Source organism: Streptomyces sp. NPDC001222, from assembly GCF_042896945.1.
Taxonomy (GTDB): domain Bacteria; phylum Actinomycetota; class Actinomycetes; order Streptomycetales; family Streptomycetaceae; genus Streptomyces; species Streptomyces gibsoniae.
Map to the genome: position 1 here is coordinate 65,979 of NZ_JBIAXT010000012.1, position 20,899 is coordinate 86,877.

Consider the following 20,899-nt stretch of genomic DNA (forward strand, 5'->3'; position numbering starts at 1 on the left):
GGGTTACGAAAGCCGTCCGCAGTCGCCCGCAGGCGGGCCGTGAATGATCGCCCCGCGCTTCAGCCGATCGTCAGCTGTGGCAGATGAGGTGCAGACCGGCCCAGGAGTTGTTGGCGTACCCCCTGGGGTTCCAGACCGTCGCCGGCGATTCGGGCTCCACGGCTCCGGTGGAGTCCCAGGCGCGGGCGAGGAGCTCCGTCTCGCCCACGGGCAGGGTGAGCGTGGTGCGCCAGTGCTGCCAGGTCCAGGGGTTCTCCGGGGCGTCCAGATCGGCGTGGGTCCAGCTTCTGCCGTTGTCGGGGGAGACGTCCACGCGTGCCACGGTCCGGTCCTCCCCGGCGAGGGCGTACCCGGTGACCTCGGTCGGCCCGGCGGGCAGCCGGGCGTCCCGGTCGGGCTGCAGGATGGCGCAGTGGAGGGCGATCGGGCCCAGCGTGATGCCGTCGTCCGGTCCGGCCGTGCGGGGGTCGGCCTCCGGCGGCAGGATGCTGTACTCGGTCTGGAAGTGGTTGTCGGACGGTTCGACCTGTGCCGTGATGCGCCGGAGCCATTTGACGCTGCGGGCGCCGATCCAGCCCGGGACGACCACGCGGAGCGGAGCGCCGTGCGCGGCGGGCAGTGCCTCGCCGTTCATCGCCCAGGCCAGCAGGACCTCGTGGGAGGTCGCCTTCGCCACCGGGACGGAGCCGCCGAAGGGCTCCGGCGGGTCGGCCTGCTGCGACACGTCGGTGCCGGTGAAGGCGATATGGGCGGCTTCCTCGCGCAGTCCGGCCGCCGCCAGCACATCCGCCAGGCGCACGCCGGTCCAGCACGCGGTGGAGGTGGCCGCCGGGCCCCAGGGGACCTGGCCCGGGATGTCGCGGAACTCCATGAGATCGGCGCGGCGGTTGCCCGCGCACTGCAGGGTCGCCACCACCGTCCGCTCGGGGAAGCGGTGCCGCAGTTCGTCGAACGACAATTCAAGCGTGTGTTCGACAAGCCCCTCCACCCGTAGCCGCCAGCGGGCCACGTCGACACGGGGGATCGGCGCGTGATTGCGGCCGTAGAAGGTGTCCAGGGGGGTGAGCTGGGCGAGAAGGGCGGCGGGAGGAGGTTCGGCGTTGTACGGCTCGACCTCATGCACCAGCATATTGTCGCGCTTGTTCCATATGCCCATATGGTTCCCGTTCCCCGAACCGTCCGAGGCGATGCGTTCGCCTCGTCCTGAGGCCGGTCTCTCCTGGAAACGGCGGCCGCGGCGAACGGCGGAGCCGATGGGCCCATCGGCAGGACGCCCCGGCAGCGCGTGGACCGGTCGTGCGGCCCGCGCATCACCGGCGTACGGACCCACCTCATCGCCCTGGTGCAGGTCCTCGGCGGCATCCCGCTGCTCCTGCCCTTCGCCGACCTCGGCGCGATGCTCCCCCAAGCTCACGGCTTCGCTCGAGCAGGGGGACCCCCATCGGGGGTGGGGACCGGGGCCGGCTGGTCGGGCGGGGCGTCATCCACACCGGTCTGATGTACGTCCTCCGGGGGCCGCCACCGGGGCCAGCGGCTCCTCGGCCGGCACCACCGTCTCCGGCCCGGCGTGCCCGGTCTCCTCCTCCGTCAGGGAGCCCAGGTCGTACGTCTCCAGCCGCAGCGCCTGCCGGGTCTCGTCACCGATGGTGGTCCGCGGACAGCCGCAGCTCGGGGTGGCGGTGGTGGAGCAACTCCAGCAGCGGGGGGCAGCCGGTAGGAGGTCAGCGACTCCATGGTGCCGACGGTGAGGGCGCCGGCCGGCTCCTCCGCAGCGGCCACCGCCGCCCGGGCCTCCTAGCTCAGCTCGATGATCCGCCGCGCGTAGGGCAGCAGCCGCTCGCCGGCCTCGGTCAGCCGATGCGGCCGCCGAGCCGGTCGAAGAGCTCCGCGCCGAGCGAGGACTCCGGGGCGCGGACCTGACCGGTCACGCCGGACTGCGCGTAGGCCAGTTCCGTCGCGGCCCGGGTGAAGCTGAGGAGGGTGGCGACCTTCTCGAAGGTGACGAGCAGCCGGAGGACCATCGGGCGGTCCCGGTCCGCTCAGTCCTTGGGGTCCTCGTCGCGTTCCCGGCGGCGCAACTCCTCCTCGCGGCGGCGCAGATCGGCCTCCCAGTCCTTCAGCAGCTCCTCGTCCTTCTTGTTCTCCTCCTTCAGCGACTTGAGGAACTCGGGATTGTCGTCGGGCGCGACCCAGTCCATACGGTGGTTGCGGTGCCACTCGGAGGGGGTGGAGCCGTTCGCCGGGGCATGACGCACCTTGCCCGCCACGAGCCAGGCGATCGGTCCGACCAGCACCTCGCCGAAGAGCAGGATGATGATGACCCACACCACCTTGGGCAGCCCCCGGACCTGCTCCTCGGGGGTGTTCAGGCAGTCGATGAAGGCGTATATCCACAGCGCCAGGACCAGCAGGTAGGGCAGATACCTGAACATGGTGGTGGGATCCCCCAGGAGACGACGGCGGAGCGTGGGACGGCCCCGGTGACGGGGTCAGGTTAGCCGGTACCGGATACTGGACCGCATGGCTTACGACGATCTTCGGACCCTGCTCCGGGCGCTGGAGCGCGAGGGAGACCTCAAGCGCATCAAAGCCGAGGTCGACCCCTATCTGGAGGTCGGGGAGATCGTCGACCGGGTGCAGAAGTCGGGCGGACCCGCGCTGCTCTTCGAGAACGTGCGCGGGTCGCGCATGCCGCTCGCCATGAACGTGTTCGGCACCGACCGCCGACTGCTCAAGGCGCTCGGCCTGAAGTCGTACGGCGAGATCTCCGAGAAGATCGGCGGCCTGCTCCGCCCCGAGCTGCCGCACGGGTTCGTCGGCATCCGCGAGGCCTTCGGGAAGCTCGGCGCGATGGCCCATGTGCCGCCGAAGAAGGTGAAGGCGGACAGCGCTCCGGTGCAGGAGGTCGTGCTGCACGGCGACGAGGTCGACCTCGACGCCCTCCCGGCCCTGTTCACCTGGCCCCAGGACGGCGGCTCCTTCTTCAACCTCGGGCTCACCCACACCAAGGACCCCGAGACCGGGATCCGCAACCTCGGGCTGTACCGCCTCCAGCGCCACGACAAGCGCACCATCGGCATGCACTGGCAGATCCACAAGGACAGCCGCAACCACTACCAGGTGGCGGCCCGGCGGGGTGAACGGCTGCCGGTCGCCATCGCCTTCGGATGCCCGCCCGCGGTGACGTACGCCTCGACCGCGCCGCTGCCCGGTGACATCGACGAGTACCTCTTCGCCGGGTTCATCGCCGGCCGGCGGATCGAGATGGTCGACTGCAAGACGGTCCCGCTCCAGGTGCCCGCGGGCGCCGAGGTCGTCCTGGAGGGCTGGCTCGAGCCCGGCGAGATGCTCCCCGAGGGGCCGTTCGGCGACCACACCGGCTTCTACACGCCGCAGGAGCCCTTCCCGGCCCTGAGGATCGACTGCGTCACCATGCGCAGGCGCCCGCTGCTCCAGTCGATCGTCGTGGGCCGCCCCCCGACGGAGGACGGTCCGCTGGGCCGGGCCACCGAGCGCTTCTTCCTGCCGCTGCTCAAGATCATCGTGCCGGACATCGTGGACTACCACCTGCCCGAGGCGGGCGGCTTCCACAACTGTGCGATCGTGTCGATCGACAAGAAGTACCCCAAGCACGCCCAGAAGGTGATGCACGCCGTCTGGGGCGCGCACATGATGTCGCTGACGAAGCTGATCGTGGTCGTCGACTCCGACTGCGATGTGCACGATCTGCACGAGGTCGCCTGGCGTGCCCTCGGCAACACGGACTACGCCCGCGACCTCACCGTCGTCGAGGGTCCCGTCGACCACCTCGACCACGCCTCCTACCAGCAGTTCTGGGGCGGCAAGGCGGGCATCGACGCAACGAGGAAGTGGCCCGAGGAGGGCTACACGAGGGACGGCGGCTGGCCCGAGATGGTCCTGTCGGACCCGGAGACGGCGGCGAAGGTGACCCGCCGCTGGAAGGAGTACGGCCTGTGAGCAGCGCCTCCGCCGCGATCCCGCAGCCGGGACGGACCAAGGCGTTTCTGCGCCTGGTGATGATCGAGCACTCCGTCTTCGCCCTGCCCTTCGCGTACATCGCCTCGCTGACCGCGATGTACCAGTGGGACCAGAACATCCACTGGGGACGGCTGCTGCTGGTCACCGTCTGCATGGTGGGGCTGCGTACGTTCGCCATGGCGGTCAACCGGATCATCGACCGGGAGATCGACGCCCGGAACCCGCGCACGGCGCACCGGGAGCTGGTGACCGGAGCGATGTCGGTCCGCCATGCCTGGACCGGCGCCCTGATCGCCCTGGTGATCTTCCTGGGCGCGGCGGCCCTGCTGAACCCCCTCTGCCTGGCCCTTGCCCCCATCGCGGTGATCCCGATGGTGGTGTACCCGTACGGCAAGAGGTTCACGAACTTTCCGCAGGCCATCCTGGGCCTCGCCCAGGCCATGGGCCCGATCGGCGGCTGGCTGGCGATCAGCGGCAGGTGGGACTGGGACGCGGTGATCCTCGGTCTCGCGGTCGGCGTCTGGATCGGCGGCTTCGACCTGATCTACGCCTGCCAGGACGTGGAGACGGACCGTGAGATCGGGGTCATGTCGGTGCCGGCCCGCTTCGGCATCCCGGCGGCGATCCGGGCGGCCCGGGTCTGCCACGCGATCGTGACGGCGCTGTTCGTCTGGTACGCGGTCGTCACCGGCGCGGGATTCTTCTTCTGGTTCGGACTGGTGATCGTGGCGGGTGCCTTCGTCTACGAGCACTCGATCGTGCGGCCCCACGACCTGAGCCGCCTCAACCGGGCGTTCTTCAGCGTCAACGGGTTCATCGGGATTGCCCTGTTCGTGTGTGCGCTGCTCGATCTTGTGGTTCGGGGCCTGGGCGTCTGAATACCGTGCGGCCTACCATCGAGGGCAGGAACCCAGGGAGGCCGCCGTGACCGTCTCGGGCATCGACCGCCTGCACTCGCAGCTCAGCAGGCTGGAGGACATGTTCCCCGGCTATGTGACGGAAATTGTCGAGGGCAGCATCGTGATGAACCCGGTCAGGCCTTTCCACGGGAAGACGATCCAGAGGGTGTGGGCACTCCTCGAGGAACAGCTGCCGTCGGGGTGGGCTCTGGTCAGCGATGTGGCGTTCCCCTTCGACGACGCCAACGAGTTCTGCCCGGACATCGCGGTCGTCCCGGCCGAGGCGGAGGCCGAGAACCGCAGCGCGTACCCGCCCGACCTGATCGAGTTCGTAGCCGAGGTGGTCTCCCCGGAGAGCGTGCGCCGCGACTACGAGGTCAAGCCCCGCCGGTACGCCTCCCAGGGCATCGCCAACTACCTGGTCCTCGACCCGCTCGAGGGCCACGTCGTCATGATGTGGAACCCGGGCCCCGACGGCTACCGCGGCCGCGACACCATCCCGTACGGCCCCGACCTGACCGTCGACTCCCCGCTCGGCAAGCTGACACTCGCGACCGGCCGTCTGCCGGTGGACCCGAAGGCGCGCGCCGGGTCCTGACCCCGGCCCCGGCCGGAGCCCCGAGCCGGGACCTTGGCCGGTCGGTCGTGTGCGGCGCCGGATAGGCTCGGGGGCGTGAACCCAGTCAAGCCAGGAGAGACGGCGCGTACGCCTTGGATCGTGGGGGTTTCGGGTGCTTCGGGCACCCCCTACGCCGCTGCCGTGCTGCGCGGACTCCTCGACGCGGGCGAGAGCGTCGATCTAGTGGTCAGCCGGGCCTCCCGGCTCACGCTGCTCGACGAGACGGGCCTGCCGTTCCGGGACGCCCACTGGCAGGACGATCTGCGGGCCTGGCTGTCCCGCGGCGCCGACGGAAAGCCCGGGACCTTCGACGTGGACATCTCGGGGGTACGGCACTGGGGTGCCGGGGACCTGGCCGCCGGGCCGTCCTCGGGCTCCTATCCGGCCAAGGGGATGCTGATCGTGCCGGCCTCGACGGCGTGCGTGGCGGGGGTCGCGCTCGGGCTGTCGAAGGACCTGCTGCAGCGGGCGGCGAGCGTGACCCTGAAGGAGGGCCGTCCGCTGGCCGTCGCCGTGCGAGAGACCCCGCTGAACGGTCAGACGCTGCGCCATCTGGTGACCCTGGACGACGCGGGCGCGGTCGTGGTGCCCGCCTCGCCCGCCTTCTACGCCGGGGCCACGCACATCCAGGACCTGGTGGACTTCGTGGCCGGGCGGGTGCTCGACACGGTGGGCGTGGAGCACGGGCTCTACCGCCGCTGGAAGGGCGAACTGGGCGGGGGAAGCCGTACGACGTGAGAGCCGGCCGGGCGTCTCACGGGGCAGGCCACGGCGGCCCGCGGCACTTTCAGGACCTCTTCGGACCTCTGCAACAGATCTCTTCGGACCCTCTGCAACAGCTCTCTCCAGATCTCTGTATCAGACCTCTTCAGTGGAAGGCTTCGATCGCATGGACGCGGTGGACAGGCAGCTCATCCAGGCCCTGAGGGAGAACGGCCGGGCCTCCTACGCGGAGCTGGGACGTCTTGTCGGCCTGTCCGGGCCCAGCGTCACCGACCGCATCAACCGGCTCGAGGCGGCCGGGGTCATCACCGGTTACCGTGCGACCGTCGACGCGGCCTCCCTCGGGCTCGGGGTCACCGCCCTCATCGGCATCTCGCTCTCCGACGCCGCGGACCACGAGGACGTGGCGCACCGGCTGAAGGACCTTCAGGAGATCGAGGACTGCTGGTTCATCGCCGGCGACGACTCCTTCATGCTCAAGGTCCGCGCGAACGACGTGGACGGTCTGGAGAAGACCATCCGTCGGCTGTCCGGCACCAAGGGCGTCTCCCGTACGCGGACCACGATCGTGCTGTCCACGAAGTGGGAGAACCGGGTGGGGGAGCTTCCGGAGACGCGCTAGACGCAGGGCGCCGTACGGTAGCCGCCCGGTGGTGGTGCCGGGTGGGGCGCCGGCCGTCCGCGGGGCGGAGGTACGGTGGGGTCGGTTTTGTCCAAAGGGAGAGGCAGAAGCATGGATGTCGGGCTCAAGCGCGAGCTGGAGGACAAGGTCCGGGCCGGTGAGCGGCTGACCCGCGAGGACGGCATCGCGCTGTACGAGTCGGACGACCTGGCCTGGCTCGGCGGCCTCGCGCACGAGGTGCGGACCCGCAAGAACGGCGACGTGGTCCACTTCAACGTCAACCGTCATCTCAACATGACCAACGTGTGCACCGCGTCCTGCGCGTACTGCTCGTTCCAGCGCAAGCCGGGCGAGAAGGACGCGTACACGATGCGCATCGAGGAGGCGGTCAAGCTCGCCAAGGCGATGGAGTCGGACAACCTCACCGAGCTGCACATCGTCAACGGGCTGCACCCGAACCTGCCGTGGCGTTACTACCCGCGGTCGCTGCGCGAGCTGAAGGCCGCCCTGCCGAACGTCTCGCTGAAGGCGTTCACCGCGACGGAGATCCACCACTTCGAGACCATCTCCGGCCTGAGCGCGTCCGAGATCCTCGACGAGCTGATCGACGCGGGTCTGGAGTCGCTCACGGGCGGCGGCGCCGAGATCTTCGACTGGGAGGTCCGGCAGCACATCGTCGACCACCGGACCCACTGGGAGGACTGGTCGCGCATCCACCGCCTGGCGCACGAGAAGGGTCTGAAGACCCCGTGCACCATGCTGTACGGCCACATCGAGGAGCCGCGCCACCGCGTCGACCATGTGCTGCGGCTGCGTGAGCTGCAGGACGAGACGGGCGGCTTCCAGGTCTTCATCCCGCTGCGCTACCAGCACGACTTCGTGGACATGCAGGACGGCAAGGTCCGCAACCGCCTCCAGGCGCGCACCCAGATGGCGACGGGCGCGGAGGCGCTGAAGACCTTCGCGGTCTCCCGGCTGCTCTTCGACAACGTCCCGCACGTCAAGGTCTTCTGGGTCATGCACGGTGTGCAGACGGCGCAACTGGCCCTCCAGCACGGTGCGGACGACATGGACGGCTCGGTCGTCGAGTACAAGATCACGCACGACGCGGACAACTACGGCACGCCGAACAAGCTGACCCGCGAGGACCTGCTCGACCTGATCCGGGACGCGGGCTTCCGCCCGGTGGAGCGGAACACGCGGTACGAGATCATCCGCGAGTACGACGGTCCGGACCCGGCCCGCCGTGACGCGCCCCAGCCGATGCGGGTCTGACCCTTTCCCATATTTTCGAGCAGGCCCCGGTACCCGCCGGGGCCTGCTCGTCTGTGAAGGTCAGGGGTCATGAGTGAGGGGCGCCACACTTGCTTGAGCCTGCAACCAGGTAATGGATAGCCTCGCCACATGCCCCTTACGTTCGTCCTCGATCCGCCCATGACGCCCGCTCTGCGTGACGGCGTCCTCGAACTGTGGACGGACGTGTCCAATGCCGGCGGGGCCGTCGGGTTCGTGCCGCCCGTCACCCGGGAGACGGTACGGCCGGAGCTGCTGAGGCATCTGACGGCGATGGGCGAGGGGCGCAGCCGGCTGCTCGTCGGCCACGACGAGCAGGGACGGGTGGCCGCGAGCACCTTCCTCACCCTCAACACCCACCGGCTGATGACGCACTGGCTGTGGCTGTACACGGTGATGGTGCACCCGCGCCACCAGGGCAAGGGCTACGGCCGCGATCTGCTGGCGGCCGCCGCGGACTCGGCCCGTGGTATCGAGGGCATCGAGGCGATACGGCTCACCTGCCGCGGCGGCCTCGGCCTGGAGCACTTCTACGGCTCCTGCGGCTACAAGGAGGTCGGCAGGGTGCCCGGCGCGATACGGGTGGCGCCCGGGGACGACCGCGACGACATCACGATGCTGCTGCCGCTGGGATGACCGGTCGGCCCGCACCCCCGTGCAAGATCGGGGGCCGCGCGTGCTTCACTGGACGGTGACCAACAGGGATATTCCCACCGAACGGAAGAGTGGATTGCCGATGCTCCGCTACACGCTGATGCGCCTCGGTGTCTTCGCGGGCTGCCTCGTGGTCGTCTGGGGCCTCGTCTACTCGGGTCTCGCCCCGCGCGGCCTCGGTGCCTCCAACGGCCTGTGGATGGTGCTGCTCGCCCTGCTGATCTCGGCCCCGCTCAGCTTCGTGCTGCTCCGCGGGGAGCGCGACCGTGCCTCGGTGCAGGTGGTGCGCAAGGTCGACCGTATGAAGGCCAACATCGAGGCGAACCGCGCCCAGGAGGATGCCGACGACACGGCGCGGGTGCAGGGCCAGGCGTCCTAGGGCCTCTTCGTCAAACTCGCGTCGCCGCCCGGAGGGCGGCTCTGCGGCGAGAGCGCGTGCATGGCGTCGCGGAGCAGACGGGAGTTTGACGACAGGCCCTGGCTGTTCTGTCCTGAGGTTGTGGACGGGTGAGCCACCGCTGCGTGCGCAACCGGCGTTGTCGGGGCGCCTTACGCTACGGCTATGGGTTCCGTGAAGACCAAGCGGATGCCGCGGGCCGTGCGCGAGCAGCAGATGCTTGACGCCGCCGTGCAGATCTTCGGCCGGCGTGGCTACACGGCCGCGTCGATGGACGAGATCGCGGAACTGGCGGGCGTCTCCAAGCCGTTGGTGTACCTGTATCTGAACTCCAAGGAAGACCTCTTCACCGCCTGCATCCGCCGTGAGGCCGCCGCGCTCACGGCGGCCGTGCGCTCCGGCGTCCGGCCGGGTCTGTCCGCCGACCGCCAACTCTGGGAGGGGCTGTGCGCGTTCTTCACGCACACCGCGCGGAACCCGGAGGGCTGGACGGTACTGCACCTCCAGGCCCGTACGCACGGTGAGCCCTTCGCGGCCGAGGTCGACGCGATGCGCGAGGGGATCGTCGCGTTCGTGACACAGCTGATCGACGTCGCCGCGCGCGAGGCCCGCCCCCGGGTCCTCGGCTGCGCCCGGCCGGGGAGGCACCCTCAGGACCCCGATCTGCCCGAGCGTGAGACGGCCGGGCTGGCCGAGGCCCTCGTCGGCGCGGCGGAGTCCCTCGCGGCGTGGGCCAACGCCACCCCCGGCGTCCCGGCCCGGCAGGCCGCCGCGACCCTCATGAACTTCGCCTGGGCGGGCCTCGGCAACCTCATGGAGGGCCGCCCCTGGTCGCCGCCGGACCACGACTAGGCGCTCTCCGGTGTGCCGTTGTCGGGGGGTGGGTGGTCGTCCTTCGGGTCGCTGTCGGGGGGCGGATGGCCCTCTGGTGTGCCGTTGTCGGGGGGTGGGTGGTCGTCCTTCGGGTCGCTGTCGGGGGGCGGATGGCCCTCCGGTGTGCCGTTGTCGGGGGGTGGGTGGCCGTCCGTCGGGTCGCCGTCGGGCGGCGGATGGTCCTCCGGTGTGCCGCCGTCGAGGGGCGGACGGCCCTCCGGTGTGCCGCCGTCGAGGGGCGGGTGTGGGGGATGGTCGAAGTGGACCGTGATCTTCTCGAAGCCCTTGAAGGACTCCGTCGTCGCGTAGGACCGGTAGGCGCGCAGATCGCCAGGGCTGAGATGGACCCGGTCGGTGAAGGGGCTCAGCAGGCTGCGGGGCCACAGGTGCAGGCACCGCACCGCGCAGATCTCCGCGGTGGTGAGGTACACGAACGCGCCGAGATAGAGCCAGGCGATCAGGCCCAGCACGATCCCGAACAGCCCGTAGGTCGCCGTGGCGCCCTTCAGGACATGGCCGACGTAGTACGAGCCGCCCCACTGGAGCACCTGCCAGGCACAGGCACCGCCGAGGGCCGGGCCGTACATCAGGCGCACCGGCAGCCGGCGGCGCGCCAGGATGCGGTAGCTGAGCATCAACAGTCCGGCGTTGAGCACGATGGCGGTGGCCGCGGCGGCCAGGCGCAGACCGATGGCCAGCCGGGTGCCGAACACGCTGGCCTGGGACTCCCCGGCGGACAGGGCCGTGGTGACCAGCAGCCCGAGCGCGAGCAGCGACAGGAACTTCAGGCCCTTCAGTCGTGAGCGGAAGGGGTCGGGGCGGGCGTGGCGGGGCACCGCGAAGATCTTGTTCAGGGCGAGCTGGGCGGCCTGAGCGATGCCGAGGGCGCCGTAGATGCTGCCCACCACACCCACGCCGAGAGCGACTCCGTTGCCGTGGAAGGAGTGGATGTTGTGCCCGAGCTGGTCGCCGATCACCGGGAACTCGCTCAGTGCCGAGTTCAGCACCGCCTGCTGGAGCTGAGGGTTGCCGCTGAGCAGGGAACCCAGCAGGGCGACGAGGAAGAGCAGCAGCGGGAACAGGGACAGAAAGCCGTAGTACGTCAGCAGCGCGGTCAGATAGGCGGCCTGGTCGTCGAAGAATTTGTAGGCGACGGCCAAAGGAAATCCCGTCCAGCGATGCTGTCGCTGGTAACCGTCCAGGCGGGCCAGCACACCCATGTTCCCCCGGTACCCTCTCCGGGGCGGACCCATGCGGATGCCGGACCGTGCCGACGGGGGGTCCGCCGGGATTCCGCACGGACTTCGATCGGTATTCCGGCCGGTGATTCCCCGGGGATTTCCGAGGGGTACCGAGGGACTCCGCCGGACTTCCGCTTCGGTCGGGAAGGCGTCCGGCCGGAATTCCCGGCCGGAGCACCTCCTACGGCGGCCGGCGCCGGACGCTCACTCCCGCAGCCGCCGTATCTCGCCGCTGAGGTGGAGCCGGTCCCCGCCGCGCAGGGCGAAGCGCCCGCCGTCCGCCGCGTAGGTCACGGTGCCCGGGAGCAGGACGGGCGCCCGGAACTCGGCGCGCATGTGCACGGCGGTACCGGCGGGCTGCTCGGCGAGGCACCGGGCGACGGTCCACATGCCGTGCGCGATGGCCCGTGGGAAACCGAACAGACGGGCGGTGAGGGGATGCAGATGGATGGGGTTGCTGTCCCCGGAGACGGCTGCGTAGCGCCGCCCCACGTCGTCGGCGAGACGCCATTCGGCGAGGGCGGGCAGCGGGGGGTGCCCGGACGGCGGAGGTGCCGCGGCGGGGGCGGCAAAGGTGCGGTGCCGGGCCAGGTACGTACTGGCCGACTCCCACATCAGCCGCTCCCCCCGGTGGGCCTCGGTGACGACGACGGCCTCGGTGCCGCGCCGATGCGGCACGAGCTCCCGCACCCGTACGCCGATGTCGTACTCCCCGTCCGGGGCGAGCGGCTCGTGCTGGGTGATCTCGACGGACGTGTGCACGAGCCCGAGCAGGGGCAGCGGGAACGCCCGGCTCGCCATGATCCGCATGGCGAGCGGAAACCCGAGGACATGGGGATAGGTGACGGGCAGCGCGTCGATCCCGGTCGGGAAGCCGCAGACCCGCTCGTAGGCGGCGAGCAGGTCCGCGTCGATCCGCGCCCCGGGCCGCACGAGCCGGGCCCGGGGGAAGGGCGCGTCGGGCCGGGGGCGCTTGAAGGGGGAGAGGAGGGCGCCCCGGGCCAGCAGCGGGGCCAGCGCGGGGGAGCCGGTGCGGGCGGTCATGGTCTACGCCCCCAGCAGGCTCTGGCCGCAGACCCGCACGACCTGCCCGTTGACCCCTCCGGAGCCCGGGTGGGCCAGCCAGGCCGTCGTCTCGGCCACGTCCACCGGCAGCCCGCCCTGCCCCAGCGAGTTCATCCGCCGCCCCGCCTCCCGTATGGCGAAGGGAATCGTGGCCGTCATCCTGGTCTCGATGAATCCGGGGGCCACGGCGTTCACCGTCACCCCGTGCTCCGCGAGCGCCCGCGGGGCCAGCGACCGAACGAGCCCGATCACGCCCGCCTTGCTCGTCGCGTAGTTCGTCTGGCCCGCGTTCCCGGCGATCCCGGCGATCGACGCGGTGGCCACGATCCGCCCCCCGGTCCGCAGCACCTTCCGGGACAGCAGGGCGTCCGTCGTGCGCAGCACGCTCGCGAGGTTCACGTCGAGCACCGAACTCCACCGGTCCGCCGCCATGTTCGCGAGCCTGCGGTCCCGGGTGATGCCCGCGTTGTGGACGAGGACGTCCAGCCCGTCGGGGAGCGCGTCGGCGATCCGCGCGCCCGCGTCCGCCGCCGTGATGTCGAGCGTCAGCGCGCTCCCGCCGAGCCGCTCGGCCACCCGCCCCACCTCCGCCGCGGAGTCCGGCACGTCCAGGCACACCACCCGTGCCCCGTCCCGCGCCAGCACCTCCGCGACCGCCTCACCGATCCCGCGCGCGGCCCCGGTCACCAGCGCGGTCCGCCCGGCGAGCGGTCGTGCCTCGTCCTCGGGCGCGGCGACGGGCCCCTCACCCACCTCGACGACCTGCCCGCTCACATACGCGGACCTCGGCGAGAGCAGGAACCGCAGCGTCGACTCGGCGGCCTCCGCGTCGGTCAGCCGCAGCAGGGTCACGGTCCGTCCCCGCCCGATCTCCTTGCCGAGTGAGCGGGTGAACCCCTCCAGGCCCTGCTGCACCGCCGCCTGGTGGTGGTCGGCCGCGTCGAGCGGCGCGCCCAGCACCACCACGCGCCCGCTGTCCGCGACCGAGCGCACGACCGGGTGCAGCGCGGCGTGCACCTCGGCGAGCGCCTCGACCTCCCGTACGCCGGTGGCGTCGAGCACCACCGCGGCGGGACGGCCGTCGTCCCCGCCGGCCGGTCCGGTCCGGGCCAGCACCGGGGCGAGGTCCAGCGCGGACGTGCCCGCGGTCAGATGCAGCAACGGCCCGTCCAGGGCGGGGCGTTCGGCCGACCGGCGATGCAGCGTCACGGGCTGGGGCAGACCGAGCCGCCGGGTGAGGAACCGGCCCGGGGTGGTCCCCGTGAAGCGCAGATAGCGGTCGGTCATCGTCAGGCTCCCAGCTCGCTCGACTGCTTACTCTGAAGTAAGGTTACCGGGGGTAAGGCTATGCCTCGGGTGAGGAGCGAGTCGAGATGAGCGGTTCCCTCAGGATCGGCGAGGTGCGGAGAGTCGCCGTGGTCGACGGCAGCCGCATCCCCTTCGCCCGCTCCGACGGGCCCTACGCCACGGCCGGCAACCAGGAGATGCTGACCGCCGTGGTCGACGCCCTTGTTCAGCGCCATGGGCTCCAAGGGCCGGGCGCCGTCGGCGAACTGGTCGCCGGGGCCGTGCTCAAGCACAGCCGCGACTTCAACCTCGCCCGGGAGACCGTGCTGGGCTCCGCGCTGGACGCCCGCACTCCCGCCTACGACGTCCAGCAGGCCTGTGGCACCGGTCTGCAGGCCGTGATCGCCGCCGCCAACAAGATCGCGCTCGGGCAGACCGAGTCCGCGATCGCGGGCGGCGCGGACACCGCGAGCGATGTGCCCCTCGGGGTGAACGACACCCTGCGCCGGATCCTGCTCCAGGCCCGCCGGGCGAAGTCGCCCGCCGCCCGGCTGAAGGCCCTGGCCGGGATCCGCCCCGGCCATCTGGTCCCCGACGTCCCGCGCAACGCCGAGCCGCGCACCGGCCTGTCCATGGGCGAGCACGCCGCCGTCACCGCCCGCGCGTGGGGCATCACCCGCGAGGCGCAGGACGACCTGGCGGCGACGAGCCACCGGCGGCTGGCGGCGGCGTACGACCGGGGCTTTCTGCGGGAGTCGGTGGTCCCCTTCCGCGGCCTCGACCGTGACCAGAACCTCCGCCCCGACTCCACGCCGGAGAAACTCGCCCGCCTCAAGCCGGTGTTCGGCACCGACGGACCCGATCCGACCATGACCGCGGGGAATTCGACCCCGCTCACGGACGGCGCCGCCGTCGTCCTGCTCGCGAGCGAGGAGTGGGCCGGGGCGCGGGGGCTGGCGCCGCTCGCGTATCTGACGGCGTACGAGACCGCGGCCGTCGACTTCGTCGGCGGGGACGTCGCGGGCGGCGAGGACGGGCTGCTGATGGCGCCCGCGTACGCGGTCCCGCGCATGCTGGAGCGGGCGGGGCTCGGCATCGACGACTTCGACCTCGTCGAGATCCACGAGGCCTTCGCCTCCCAGGTGCTGGCGACGCTCGCCGCCTGGGAGAGGCGTGGGCTCGCCCCGGTGGACCGCGCCCGGCTGAACGTCGCGGGATCCTCCCTCGCCACCGGTCACCCCTTCGCCGCCACGGGCGCCCGGATCGTGGCGACACTCGCGAGGCTGCTGGCCGAGCGGGACGCCCCGGGCCGCGGCCTCATCTCGGTCTGCGCGGCCGGGGGACAGGGGGTGACGGCGATCCTCGAACGCCCCTGACCGGCACCGCACAAACGCCTGACCGACGCGGGACAACCCGCACACCCCCGCCTCCGGACCCTCCCCGAACCCGCACAGACTCCCCACGTGGGCCCCGTACGATCCGGGTCCTGACCGGCGGTAACAGTGAGCCGGCGCCGCGGTTGAACATCTCGGTGCGCACGGCGCGTACCCCATGCAGCGAAGAAGTGCACCGCTGCAGGTCCCAGGAGCTGCCCATGCCCATCTCGTACTCGTCCGCTCCCGTTCCCGCCGCCCCGGTCGACCTCGACCACGACGGCGGGCCGGTTCTCGTGGAGCCGGAGACCCGGCGGCTGAACGGTGAGGTGCGGGAGGCGTATGTGCCCCCACTGGTGCCGCAGGTGACCCACGGCTCGCTCGCCGACCTGCCGTTCGAGAACGCGGCCGAGGCGCCCGACCACCGTGCCCTCAGCCGCCGCGACGCGGACGGCGGCTGGACGGATGTGACGGCAGCTCAGTTCGCCGGTCAGGTCCTGGCCGTGGCGAAGGGGCTGATCTCCGAGGGCCTGATGCCGGGCGACCGTGTCGCCGTCATGGCGCGTACGACGTACGAGTGGACGCTCCTCGACTTCGCGGCCTGGGCGGCGGGCCTGGTGACGGTCCCCGTCTACCCCACCTCCTCCGTCTTCCAGACCCGCTGGATCCTCCAGGACGCGGGTGTGGCGGCCCTGGTGACGGAGACGGCCGCCCAGGCGGCGGCCCTCGGCCCCGAACGCCCTCACATGCCCGACCTGCGCCGGGTGTGGGTGATGGAGAAGGGGCACGTCGAGAGCCTGGCGCAGGTGGGGCAGTCGGTCCCCGACCAGGAGATCTCCGTACGCCGGGGCGTCCTGGGCCCGGACACCCTGGCCACCCTCGTCTACACCTCGGGCACGACGGGCCGCCCCAAGGGCTGCGCGCTGACCCACGGCAACTTCCTCGCCGAGGTCGACAACGCCACCGAACTCCTCCACCCGATCTTCAGCGCGAAGAGCAGCGACGAGCCGTCGACGCTGCTGTTCCTGCCCCTGTCGCACGTCTTCGGCCGGATGGTGGCGGTCGCCTGCATCCGCGCCCGGGTACGGCTCGGCCACGCGCCGAGCCTCCAGGCGGAGGACCTGCTCGCCGACCTGGCGAGCTTCCGGCCGACGTTCCTGCTGGTCATCCCGTACATGCTGGAGAAGGTCTACAACAACGCCCGGGCCTCCGCCGAGCGCGCCGGCCGGGCGACGCTGTTCGACCGCGCCGCGGACGTGGCGCGCCGCTACGGCGAGGCGACGGAGGCTCGCCAGCACGGCACCGGCTCCGGCCCGGGCCGCGCCCTGAAGACGGCCCGGGCCTTCTACGACCCCCTCGTCTACCGCCGTATCCGCAACGCCCTGGGCGGCAGGGTCCGCCATGTCATCTCCGGCGGCTCCCCGCTCGGTCGGCGCCTCGCCGCCTTCTACTCGGGCGCCGGCATAGGGATCTACGAGGGGTACGGCCTGACGGAGACGACCGGCGCCGCCACCGTGACCCCGCCGCTCAAACCCCGGCTGGGCACGGTCGGCTGGCCGCTGCCCGGCACGCGGGTGCGGATCGCGGCCGACGGCGAGGTGCTGCTGTCCGGCGGCCAGGTCTTCCGCGGCTACTGGGATCCGCAGGCGGGCGGGGTGGTCCCGGCCGGCCCCGACGGCTGGTTCCCCACGGGTGACATCGGCCGTCTGGACGACGAGGGCTACCTCACGATCACCGGCAGGAAGAAGGAGATCCTGATCACCGCGGGCGGCAAGAACGTGGCCCCGGCCCCGCTGGAGAACTGGCTGCGCTCCCACCCCCTGATCTCCCAGTGCCTGGTCCTCGGCGACGGCCGCCCCTACGTCAGCGCCCTGATCACCCTCGACCCGGAGGGCATCATCCACTGGCGCCAGATGATCGGCAAGCATCCGGTACCACCGGAACTCCTGGTCGACGACGAGGAGTTGTACGTGGTCCTGCAACGCGCGGTGGACGAGGCCAACAAGCTGGTCTCCCGCCCCGAGTCGATCCGCCGCTTCGCGGTCCTCCCCGTGGACTTCACACAGGAGGCCGGCCATCTGACCCCGTCGCTGAAACTCCGCCGCGAGGCGATCCTGCGGGACTTCGCACGGGAGGTGGAGGGGCTGTACATGTCGTAGGGCGCGGCGACGGCGCCTGGCGCTGACGCGTGTGTGCGGCGCCCGTCGGCCGCGCGGAGAGCGGAAGAGCCGGTCGCTGCTGCCGGACGTGGGTCACTGACCGCCGCCGGAGGCGCCGGAGCGGGTGGTCGCGGCGGTCCTCGCCGGCGGGACGGCGAGCGCCGCCCGGCGTCCCGGGCCACCACCCGCTTGACCGACGGGTGATTGGGCCATCTGGCCCAGGGCGGCGGCGCTGCTGGCCGGTGTGGAGGGCCCCGCGTGCTTCCATCCCGTCAGGAGGCGCACATGATGGCTGAGCACCGACCGCAGGACGCCCGACCCGGCACCGGCACGTCACGGCGACGGATGGTGGCCGCGGCCGCCGTGGCGCCGCTGCTGGCCGCGGCGCCGGCCGGCGCCCGCGCCTGGTCCGCCGAGGCGACAGGGGAGCGGGTCCGGGAGCCGGTCCGTCCCGTGTCCACCGCGCTGCCGGACTGGAAGGCCGTCGCGGACGCGCTCGGCCGGACGGGCGACATGAAGCGGAACGTGATGTACCACACGGGTTTCGCCCGCCGGGACCTCGCGGTCCTCTCCCATGGGGTCCACGTCAGGCCCGCGCTCGCCCTGGCGTCGCACATGGCCTTCGTCCGCTACGCCGACGGCGGCACGATGGTGATGGGCGACATGGTGGTCACCGAGACCGAACTCCAGGGGTTCGCCGACGTCCTGCACCAGCGGGGCATCGAGCAGACCGCGCTGCACAAGCATCTGCTCGCCCAGAGCCCAAACGTCTGGTGGGTGCACATCCACGCCCACGGCCACGATCCGGTGGCCCTCGCCCGGGGCCTGCGCGCCGCGCTCGACCGCACCGGCACCCCGCCCCCGGCCCGCCCCTCGCCTCCCCTCCGGCCGCGCCCCCTCGACCTGGACACCGCCGGCATCGACGCCGCGCTGGGCGTCAGGGGCAGCGTCGACGACGGGATCTACAAGAGCCTCTTCGTCCGCCGGGAGACCGTCACCGACGGCGACCGGGTGCTGCCACCGGGCCTGGGCTCCACCTCCGCGATCAACTGGCAGCCGCTGGGCGGCGGTCGGGCCGCCGTCAGCGGTGACTGCTGTCTGGTCGCCGGGGAGGTGCAGGACGCCCTCGCGGCCCTGCGAAGGGCCGGGACCGAACTCGTAGAACTGCACAACCACGGCCTCAGGGACGAACCCCGTCTGTTCTTCGTCCACTTCTGGGCCGTCGGCGACGCGGTGAAGCTCGCCCGGGGCCTGCGCGCCGCGGTGGCCGCCACCAACGTCATGCCGGTGACGGAGGCCTGACGGCCCACGGACCGACGGGCCCGGAACCGACAGGCCCGAGGACTCACGGGCTCGCCAAGCACGGATGGCAGGCGCACGGAACACGAAGGCCGCTCGAAACGGAGACCGCACGATGACCGCAGGCAACGAACCCCTCCTGTGCCCGTTCGACTTCAGCGAGGGCCTGGAGTTCGATCCCTCGCTCGCGAAGCTCATGGGCCGCGACTCCCTCACCCGGATCCGGCTGCCGTACGGCGAAGGCGACGCCTGGCTGGTCACCGGGTTCGAGGGGGTGCGGCAGGTGACCAGCGACCAGCGGTTCAGCCGGGCGGCGATCATCGGCACCGACTACCCGCGGCTGACGCCGGAGCCCATCGTCTCCCCGGAGTCCATCAACGTGATGGACCCGCCGCACAGCAGCCGGCTGCGCCACCTCGCCTCCCAGGCCTTCTCCCAGCGGCAGGTGGAGCGGATGCGGGAGCGCATCACCCGGCTCGCGGACACCCTGCTCGACGAGATGGAGGCGCAGGGGCCGCCGGTGGACCTGGTCGAGCATCTGTCGAACCCGCTGCCCCGGCGCACCATCTTCGACGTCCTCGGCATCCCCGAGGCGGACTGGGACCGGATGCAGGAGTACGTCCACCAGCTGCTGGCCACCGGCCCGGACAGCCGGGAGCAGGCCGCGGCCGCCAAGGCGGAGCTGCGGGCGTACTTCGGCGAACAGGTCGAACAGCGCCGGCGCGCCCCCGGCCCCGACCTGATCAGCGCGCTGGCCGCCGCGCGGGAGGGCGAGGACGCGCTCGACGACCAGGAGCTGGCGGTCATGGCGCTGACGCTGGTGCTCAGCGGGCAGGACACGGCCACCTGCCAGATCAGCGACATCGTCTATCTGCTGCTGACCCGCCCCGCGCTGATGCAGCGGCTCCGCGACCGGCCGGAGACCCTGACGGCCACGCTCCACGAGATCCTTCGCTACATCCCCTTCCGCAAGGGGGTCGGCATTCCCCGGGTGGCGCTGGAGGACGTGGAGATCGACGGGGTACGGATCCGGGCGGGCGACTACGTCCATGTGTCGTACCTGACCGCGAACCGCGACCCGGAGCGCTACCCCGACCCGGACCTCATCGACCCCGAGCGGCCCACCCTGCCCCATATGACCTTCGGCTGGGGCGGCCACCGGTGCATCGCCGTACCGATGGCCATGGCGGAACTGGAAGTGGCCATCGGCCGGCTCCTGGACCGCTTCCCCGAACTGCGGCTCGCCGTACCGCCGGGGGAGATCCGCTGGGACACGGAGACGATCCGCCGCTTCCCGCTGGAGCTGCCGGTGGAGTGGTAGCGGCCACCCGGCCGGGACGGCTCAGTCGAGCAGGCCCGCCGCCGTCAGCAGACGGGTCAGCTCGGTTCGGGAGCGGACCTGGAGCTTGCGGTGGACACGGGTGAGGTGCGCCTCCACCGTCTTGCGGGAGACGCGCTGCGGTGGCGCGTCTCCGGGGCCGCCTCGGCCGGCGCCACCGCGGCCCCCTCGTCGGGGCCTGCGCTGGCCGCCGCCCGGTACCAGGCGTACAGCGTGCCGGTGCTCACCGCCGCGAGGGCGTGGAAGGCGGCGAAGCGGTGGGCGAGGGGCGCCCGGGTGAGGACCAGCGGGCGGAGCACGGGGTGGCGAAAGCCAGGCCGTCCAGGGGCCCGAAGACCCGGCACGTCCTGGAGGCCCTGACGCACGGCGCCCGTCCGCGGCAGCGGATCTTCTGGGCGCCTACGGGTCTTCCACGGCCTTCCGCACCTTCGGGCGCCCTCGTGCGTCTTTCGCTCGCGGTGCGGGAGCGCCGGGTGATCCGTAGCGGGATCTCGGGGCCGGTGGAGTCTCTGTGCGCCTGACGGGGAACCGGTGGGAGACCGGCGGGGAAAGGCGTGCGCAAAAAGCAGGAGCCCCCTGCGCCGGACGGCGCGTGGGGCTCCTTGGGTACTGCTGTCCGTTCCGGATCAAAGCATCGGACTCGATGGGCCGGCAGGCCGGTGAGCCGAAGGCCTGGAACCGAAGACCGAAAACTCCGGGTCAGCGACTCAGATGGCCGTGACGTTCTCCGCCTGCGGGCCCTTCGGGCCCTGGGTCACGTCGAAGCTCACCTGCTGGTTCTCCTCGAGCGAGCGGAAACCGTTCGCGTTGATCGCGGAGTAGTGGACGAAGACGTCGGGGCCGCCGCCTTCCTGGGCGATGAAACCAAAGCCCTTTTCGGCGTTGAACCACTTCACGGTTCCGGTAGCCATAAGCCCTCCTTGGGCCCAAAGGGTTGCCCTGCTCCAGAACCTGCAAGTGTGAAAACTGAAGCGCCGCACAACTGCATGTCTCTGAAAACGACGAGAGCCCGCGGTCACATGCTCCGCAGGCTCTGTACTGCAAGGAAACCAAACTG

The 20,899-nt window shown here is 71.5% G+C and carries 21 protein-coding genes; 13 read left to right on the forward strand and 8 right to left on the reverse strand.

Features of this window, described 5'->3' with window-relative positions; all coding sequences use genetic code 11:
• Positions 1-70 precede the first annotated feature (70 nt).
• The 3 genes from ACFY2Z_RS18295 to ACFY2Z_RS18305 all read right to left on the reverse strand — a co-directional run bounded on the left by ACFY2Z_RS18295 (position 71) and on the right by ACFY2Z_RS18305 (position 2,432).
• The gene (locus ACFY2Z_RS18295) at positions 71-1,129 is read right to left on the reverse strand and encodes a sulfite oxidase (RefSeq protein ID WP_390745172.1); all 1,059 of its coding nucleotides are present in this window, start codon (positions 1,127-1,129) and stop codon (positions 71-73) included.
• A gap of 721 nt (positions 1,130-1,850) precedes the next feature.
• Entirely contained in the window at positions 1,851-2,021 is a 171-nt protein-coding gene (locus ACFY2Z_RS18300; protein ID WP_390745173.1) for a LysR family transcriptional regulator, read from the reverse strand.
• 18 nt (positions 2,022-2,039) lie between these two features.
• Positions 2,040-2,432: a PLD nuclease N-terminal domain-containing protein gene (locus ACFY2Z_RS18305; protein ID WP_390745174.1), complete on the reverse strand. Its 393-nt coding sequence runs from the start codon at positions 2,430-2,432 to the stop codon at positions 2,040-2,042.
• Between the two features lie 88 nt (positions 2,433-2,520).
• Between ACFY2Z_RS18305 and ACFY2Z_RS18310 the strand changes: the two genes are divergently transcribed.
• From ACFY2Z_RS18310 to ACFY2Z_RS18350, 9 genes are all read left to right on the forward strand, one after another.
• Entirely contained in the window at positions 2,521-3,978 is a 1,458-nt protein-coding gene (locus ACFY2Z_RS18310; protein WP_390745175.1) for a menaquinone biosynthesis decarboxylase, read from the forward strand.
• Complete coding sequence (gene mqnP, locus ACFY2Z_RS18315; protein ID WP_390745176.1) at positions 3,975-4,877, forward strand: menaquinone biosynthesis prenyltransferase MqnP; 903 nt, start codon at positions 3,975-3,977, stop codon at positions 4,875-4,877. The genes ACFY2Z_RS18310 and mqnP overlap by 4 nt, the downstream gene beginning before the upstream one ends.
• A gap of 46 nt (positions 4,878-4,923) precedes the next feature.
• Positions 4,924-5,496: a Uma2 family endonuclease gene (locus ACFY2Z_RS18320; RefSeq protein ID WP_390745177.1), complete on the forward strand. Its 573-nt coding sequence runs from the start codon at positions 4,924-4,926 to the stop codon at positions 5,494-5,496.
• Between the two features lie 75 nt (positions 5,497-5,571).
• Positions 5,572-6,255, forward strand: a complete 684-nt coding sequence (locus ACFY2Z_RS18325) for a UbiX family flavin prenyltransferase (RefSeq protein ID WP_390745178.1) — start codon at positions 5,572-5,574, stop codon at positions 6,253-6,255.
• A 151-nt stretch (positions 6,256-6,406) separates the two neighbouring features.
• Positions 6,407-6,862: an Lrp/AsnC family transcriptional regulator gene (locus tag ACFY2Z_RS18330; protein ID WP_355908603.1), complete on the forward strand. Its 456-nt coding sequence runs from the start codon at positions 6,407-6,409 to the stop codon at positions 6,860-6,862.
• A 111-nt stretch (positions 6,863-6,973) separates the two neighbouring features.
• Entirely contained in the window at positions 6,974-8,137 is a 1,164-nt protein-coding gene (mqnE, locus tag ACFY2Z_RS18335) for an aminofutalosine synthase MqnE (RefSeq protein WP_390745179.1), read from the forward strand.
• A gap of 129 nt (positions 8,138-8,266) precedes the next feature.
• Positions 8,267-8,791 carry a GNAT family N-acetyltransferase gene (locus ACFY2Z_RS18340; RefSeq protein ID WP_390745180.1) on the forward strand — a complete coding sequence of 175 codons (525 nt, stop codon included), beginning with the start codon at positions 8,267-8,269 and terminating at the stop codon, positions 8,789-8,791.
• 100 nt (positions 8,792-8,891) lie between these two features.
• The gene (locus ACFY2Z_RS18345; protein WP_390745181.1) at positions 8,892-9,188 is read left to right on the forward strand and encodes a DUF4229 domain-containing protein; all 297 of its coding nucleotides are present in this window, start codon (positions 8,892-8,894) and stop codon (positions 9,186-9,188) included.
• 183 nt (positions 9,189-9,371) lie between these two features.
• Positions 9,372-10,058 (forward strand): TetR/AcrR family transcriptional regulator, encoded by a 687-nt coding sequence (locus tag ACFY2Z_RS18350; RefSeq protein ID WP_390745182.1) that lies wholly within the window; start codon positions 9,372-9,374, stop codon positions 10,056-10,058.
• Here ACFY2Z_RS18350 and ACFY2Z_RS18355 read toward each other — a convergent pair.
• The 3 genes from ACFY2Z_RS18355 to ACFY2Z_RS18365 all read right to left on the reverse strand — a co-directional run bounded on the left by ACFY2Z_RS18355 (position 10,055) and on the right by ACFY2Z_RS18365 (position 13,672).
• Positions 10,055-11,299 (reverse strand): YihY/virulence factor BrkB family protein, encoded by a 1,245-nt coding sequence (locus tag ACFY2Z_RS18355; RefSeq protein WP_390745183.1) that lies wholly within the window; start codon positions 11,297-11,299, stop codon positions 10,055-10,057. The genes ACFY2Z_RS18350 and ACFY2Z_RS18355 overlap by 4 nt on opposite strands.
• 225 nt (positions 11,300-11,524) lie before the next feature.
• Complete coding sequence (locus tag ACFY2Z_RS18360; RefSeq protein WP_390745184.1) at positions 11,525-12,364, reverse strand: MaoC/PaaZ C-terminal domain-containing protein; 840 nt, start codon at positions 12,362-12,364, stop codon at positions 11,525-11,527.
• 3 nt (positions 12,365-12,367) lie between these two features.
• Positions 12,368-13,672 (reverse strand): 3-oxoacyl-ACP reductase, encoded by a 1,305-nt coding sequence (locus tag ACFY2Z_RS18365; RefSeq protein ID WP_390745185.1) that lies wholly within the window; start codon positions 13,670-13,672, stop codon positions 12,368-12,370.
• A gap of 86 nt (positions 13,673-13,758) precedes the next feature.
• Between ACFY2Z_RS18365 and ACFY2Z_RS18370 the strand changes: the two genes are divergently transcribed.
• The 4 genes from ACFY2Z_RS18370 (at position 13,759) to ACFY2Z_RS18385 (ending at position 19,824) form a co-directional block, all read left to right on the forward strand.
• Positions 13,759-15,048 carry an acetyl-CoA C-acetyltransferase gene (locus ACFY2Z_RS18370; RefSeq protein WP_390745186.1) on the forward strand — a complete coding sequence of 430 codons (1,290 nt, stop codon included), beginning with the start codon at positions 13,759-13,761 and terminating at the stop codon, positions 15,046-15,048.
• Between the two features lie 218 nt (positions 15,049-15,266).
• On the forward strand, positions 15,267-17,204 hold the full coding sequence (locus ACFY2Z_RS18375) for an AMP-dependent synthetase/ligase (protein ID WP_390745187.1): 1,938 nt from the start codon (positions 15,267-15,269) through the stop codon (positions 17,202-17,204).
• Between the two features lie 285 nt (positions 17,205-17,489).
• Positions 17,490-18,506: a DUF1259 domain-containing protein gene (locus ACFY2Z_RS18380; protein WP_390745188.1), complete on the forward strand. Its 1,017-nt coding sequence runs from the start codon at positions 17,490-17,492 to the stop codon at positions 18,504-18,506.
• 112 nt (positions 18,507-18,618) lie between these two features.
• Positions 18,619-19,824 (forward strand): cytochrome P450, encoded by a 1,206-nt coding sequence (locus tag ACFY2Z_RS18385; RefSeq protein ID WP_311697525.1) that lies wholly within the window; start codon positions 18,619-18,621, stop codon positions 19,822-19,824.
• Between the two features lie 21 nt (positions 19,825-19,845).
• Here the strand turns inward: ACFY2Z_RS18385 and ACFY2Z_RS18390 are convergent, their stop codons facing one another.
• Together ACFY2Z_RS18390 and ACFY2Z_RS18395 are read right to left on the reverse strand one after the other, a co-directional pair.
• Complete coding sequence (locus ACFY2Z_RS18390) at positions 19,846-19,941, reverse strand: hypothetical protein (protein WP_390745189.1); 96 nt, start codon at positions 19,939-19,941, stop codon at positions 19,846-19,848.
• Positions 19,942-20,549: 608 nt separating this feature from the next.
• Positions 20,550-20,753, reverse strand: a complete 204-nt coding sequence (locus ACFY2Z_RS18395; RefSeq protein ID WP_043442843.1) for a cold-shock protein — start codon at positions 20,751-20,753, stop codon at positions 20,550-20,552.
• Positions 20,754-20,899: the final 146 nt, after the last annotated feature.

Bases quoted from the DNA above. Each gene is read 5' to 3' on its own strand.
- ACFY2Z_RS18305 (WP_390745174.1), bottom strand. From the start codon at position 2,432: ATGTTCAGGTATCTGCCCTACCTGCTGGTCCTGGCGCTGTGGATATAC.
- ACFY2Z_RS18395 (WP_043442843.1), bottom strand. From the start codon at position 20,753: ATGGCTACCGGAACCGTGAAGTGGTTCAACGCCGAAAAGGGCTTTGGT.
- ACFY2Z_RS18385 (WP_311697525.1), top strand. From the start codon at position 18,619: ATGACCGCAGGCAACGAACCCCTCCTGTGCCCGTTCGACTTCAGCGAG.
- ACFY2Z_RS18340 (WP_390745180.1), top strand. From the start codon at position 8,267: ATGCCCCTTACGTTCGTCCTCGATCCGCCCATGACGCCCGCTCTGCGT.
- ACFY2Z_RS18300 (WP_390745173.1), bottom strand. From the start codon at position 2,021: ATGGTCCTCCGGCTGCTCGTCACCTTCGAGAAGGTCGCCACCCTCCTC.
- ACFY2Z_RS18360 (WP_390745184.1), bottom strand. From the start codon at position 12,364: ATGACCGCCCGCACCGGCTCCCCCGCGCTGGCCCCGCTGCTGGCCCGG.
- ACFY2Z_RS18375 (WP_390745187.1), top strand. From the start codon at position 15,267: ATGCCCATCTCGTACTCGTCCGCTCCCGTTCCCGCCGCCCCGGTCGAC.
- ACFY2Z_RS18370 (WP_390745186.1), top strand. From the start codon at position 13,759: ATGAGCGGTTCCCTCAGGATCGGCGAGGTGCGGAGAGTCGCCGTGGTC.
- ACFY2Z_RS18350 (WP_390745182.1), top strand. From the start codon at position 9,372: ATGGGTTCCGTGAAGACCAAGCGGATGCCGCGGGCCGTGCGCGAGCAG.
- ACFY2Z_RS18365 (WP_390745185.1), bottom strand. From the start codon at position 13,672: ATGACCGACCGCTATCTGCGCTTCACGGGGACCACCCCGGGCCGGTTC.
- ACFY2Z_RS18310 (WP_390745175.1), top strand. From the start codon at position 2,521: ATGGCTTACGACGATCTTCGGACCCTGCTCCGGGCGCTGGAGCGCGAG.
- ACFY2Z_RS18380 (WP_390745188.1), top strand. From the start codon at position 17,490: ATGATGGCTGAGCACCGACCGCAGGACGCCCGACCCGGCACCGGCACG.
- ACFY2Z_RS18330 (WP_355908603.1), top strand. From the start codon at position 6,407: ATGGACGCGGTGGACAGGCAGCTCATCCAGGCCCTGAGGGAGAACGGC.
- ACFY2Z_RS18345 (WP_390745181.1), top strand. From the start codon at position 8,892: ATGCTCCGCTACACGCTGATGCGCCTCGGTGTCTTCGCGGGCTGCCTC.
- ACFY2Z_RS18355 (WP_390745183.1), bottom strand. From the start codon at position 11,299: ATGGGTGTGCTGGCCCGCCTGGACGGTTACCAGCGACAGCATCGCTGG.
- mqnE (WP_390745179.1), top strand. From the start codon at position 6,974: ATGGATGTCGGGCTCAAGCGCGAGCTGGAGGACAAGGTCCGGGCCGGT.
- ACFY2Z_RS18295 (WP_390745172.1), bottom strand. From the start codon at position 1,129: ATGCTGGTGCATGAGGTCGAGCCGTACAACGCCGAACCTCCTCCCGCC.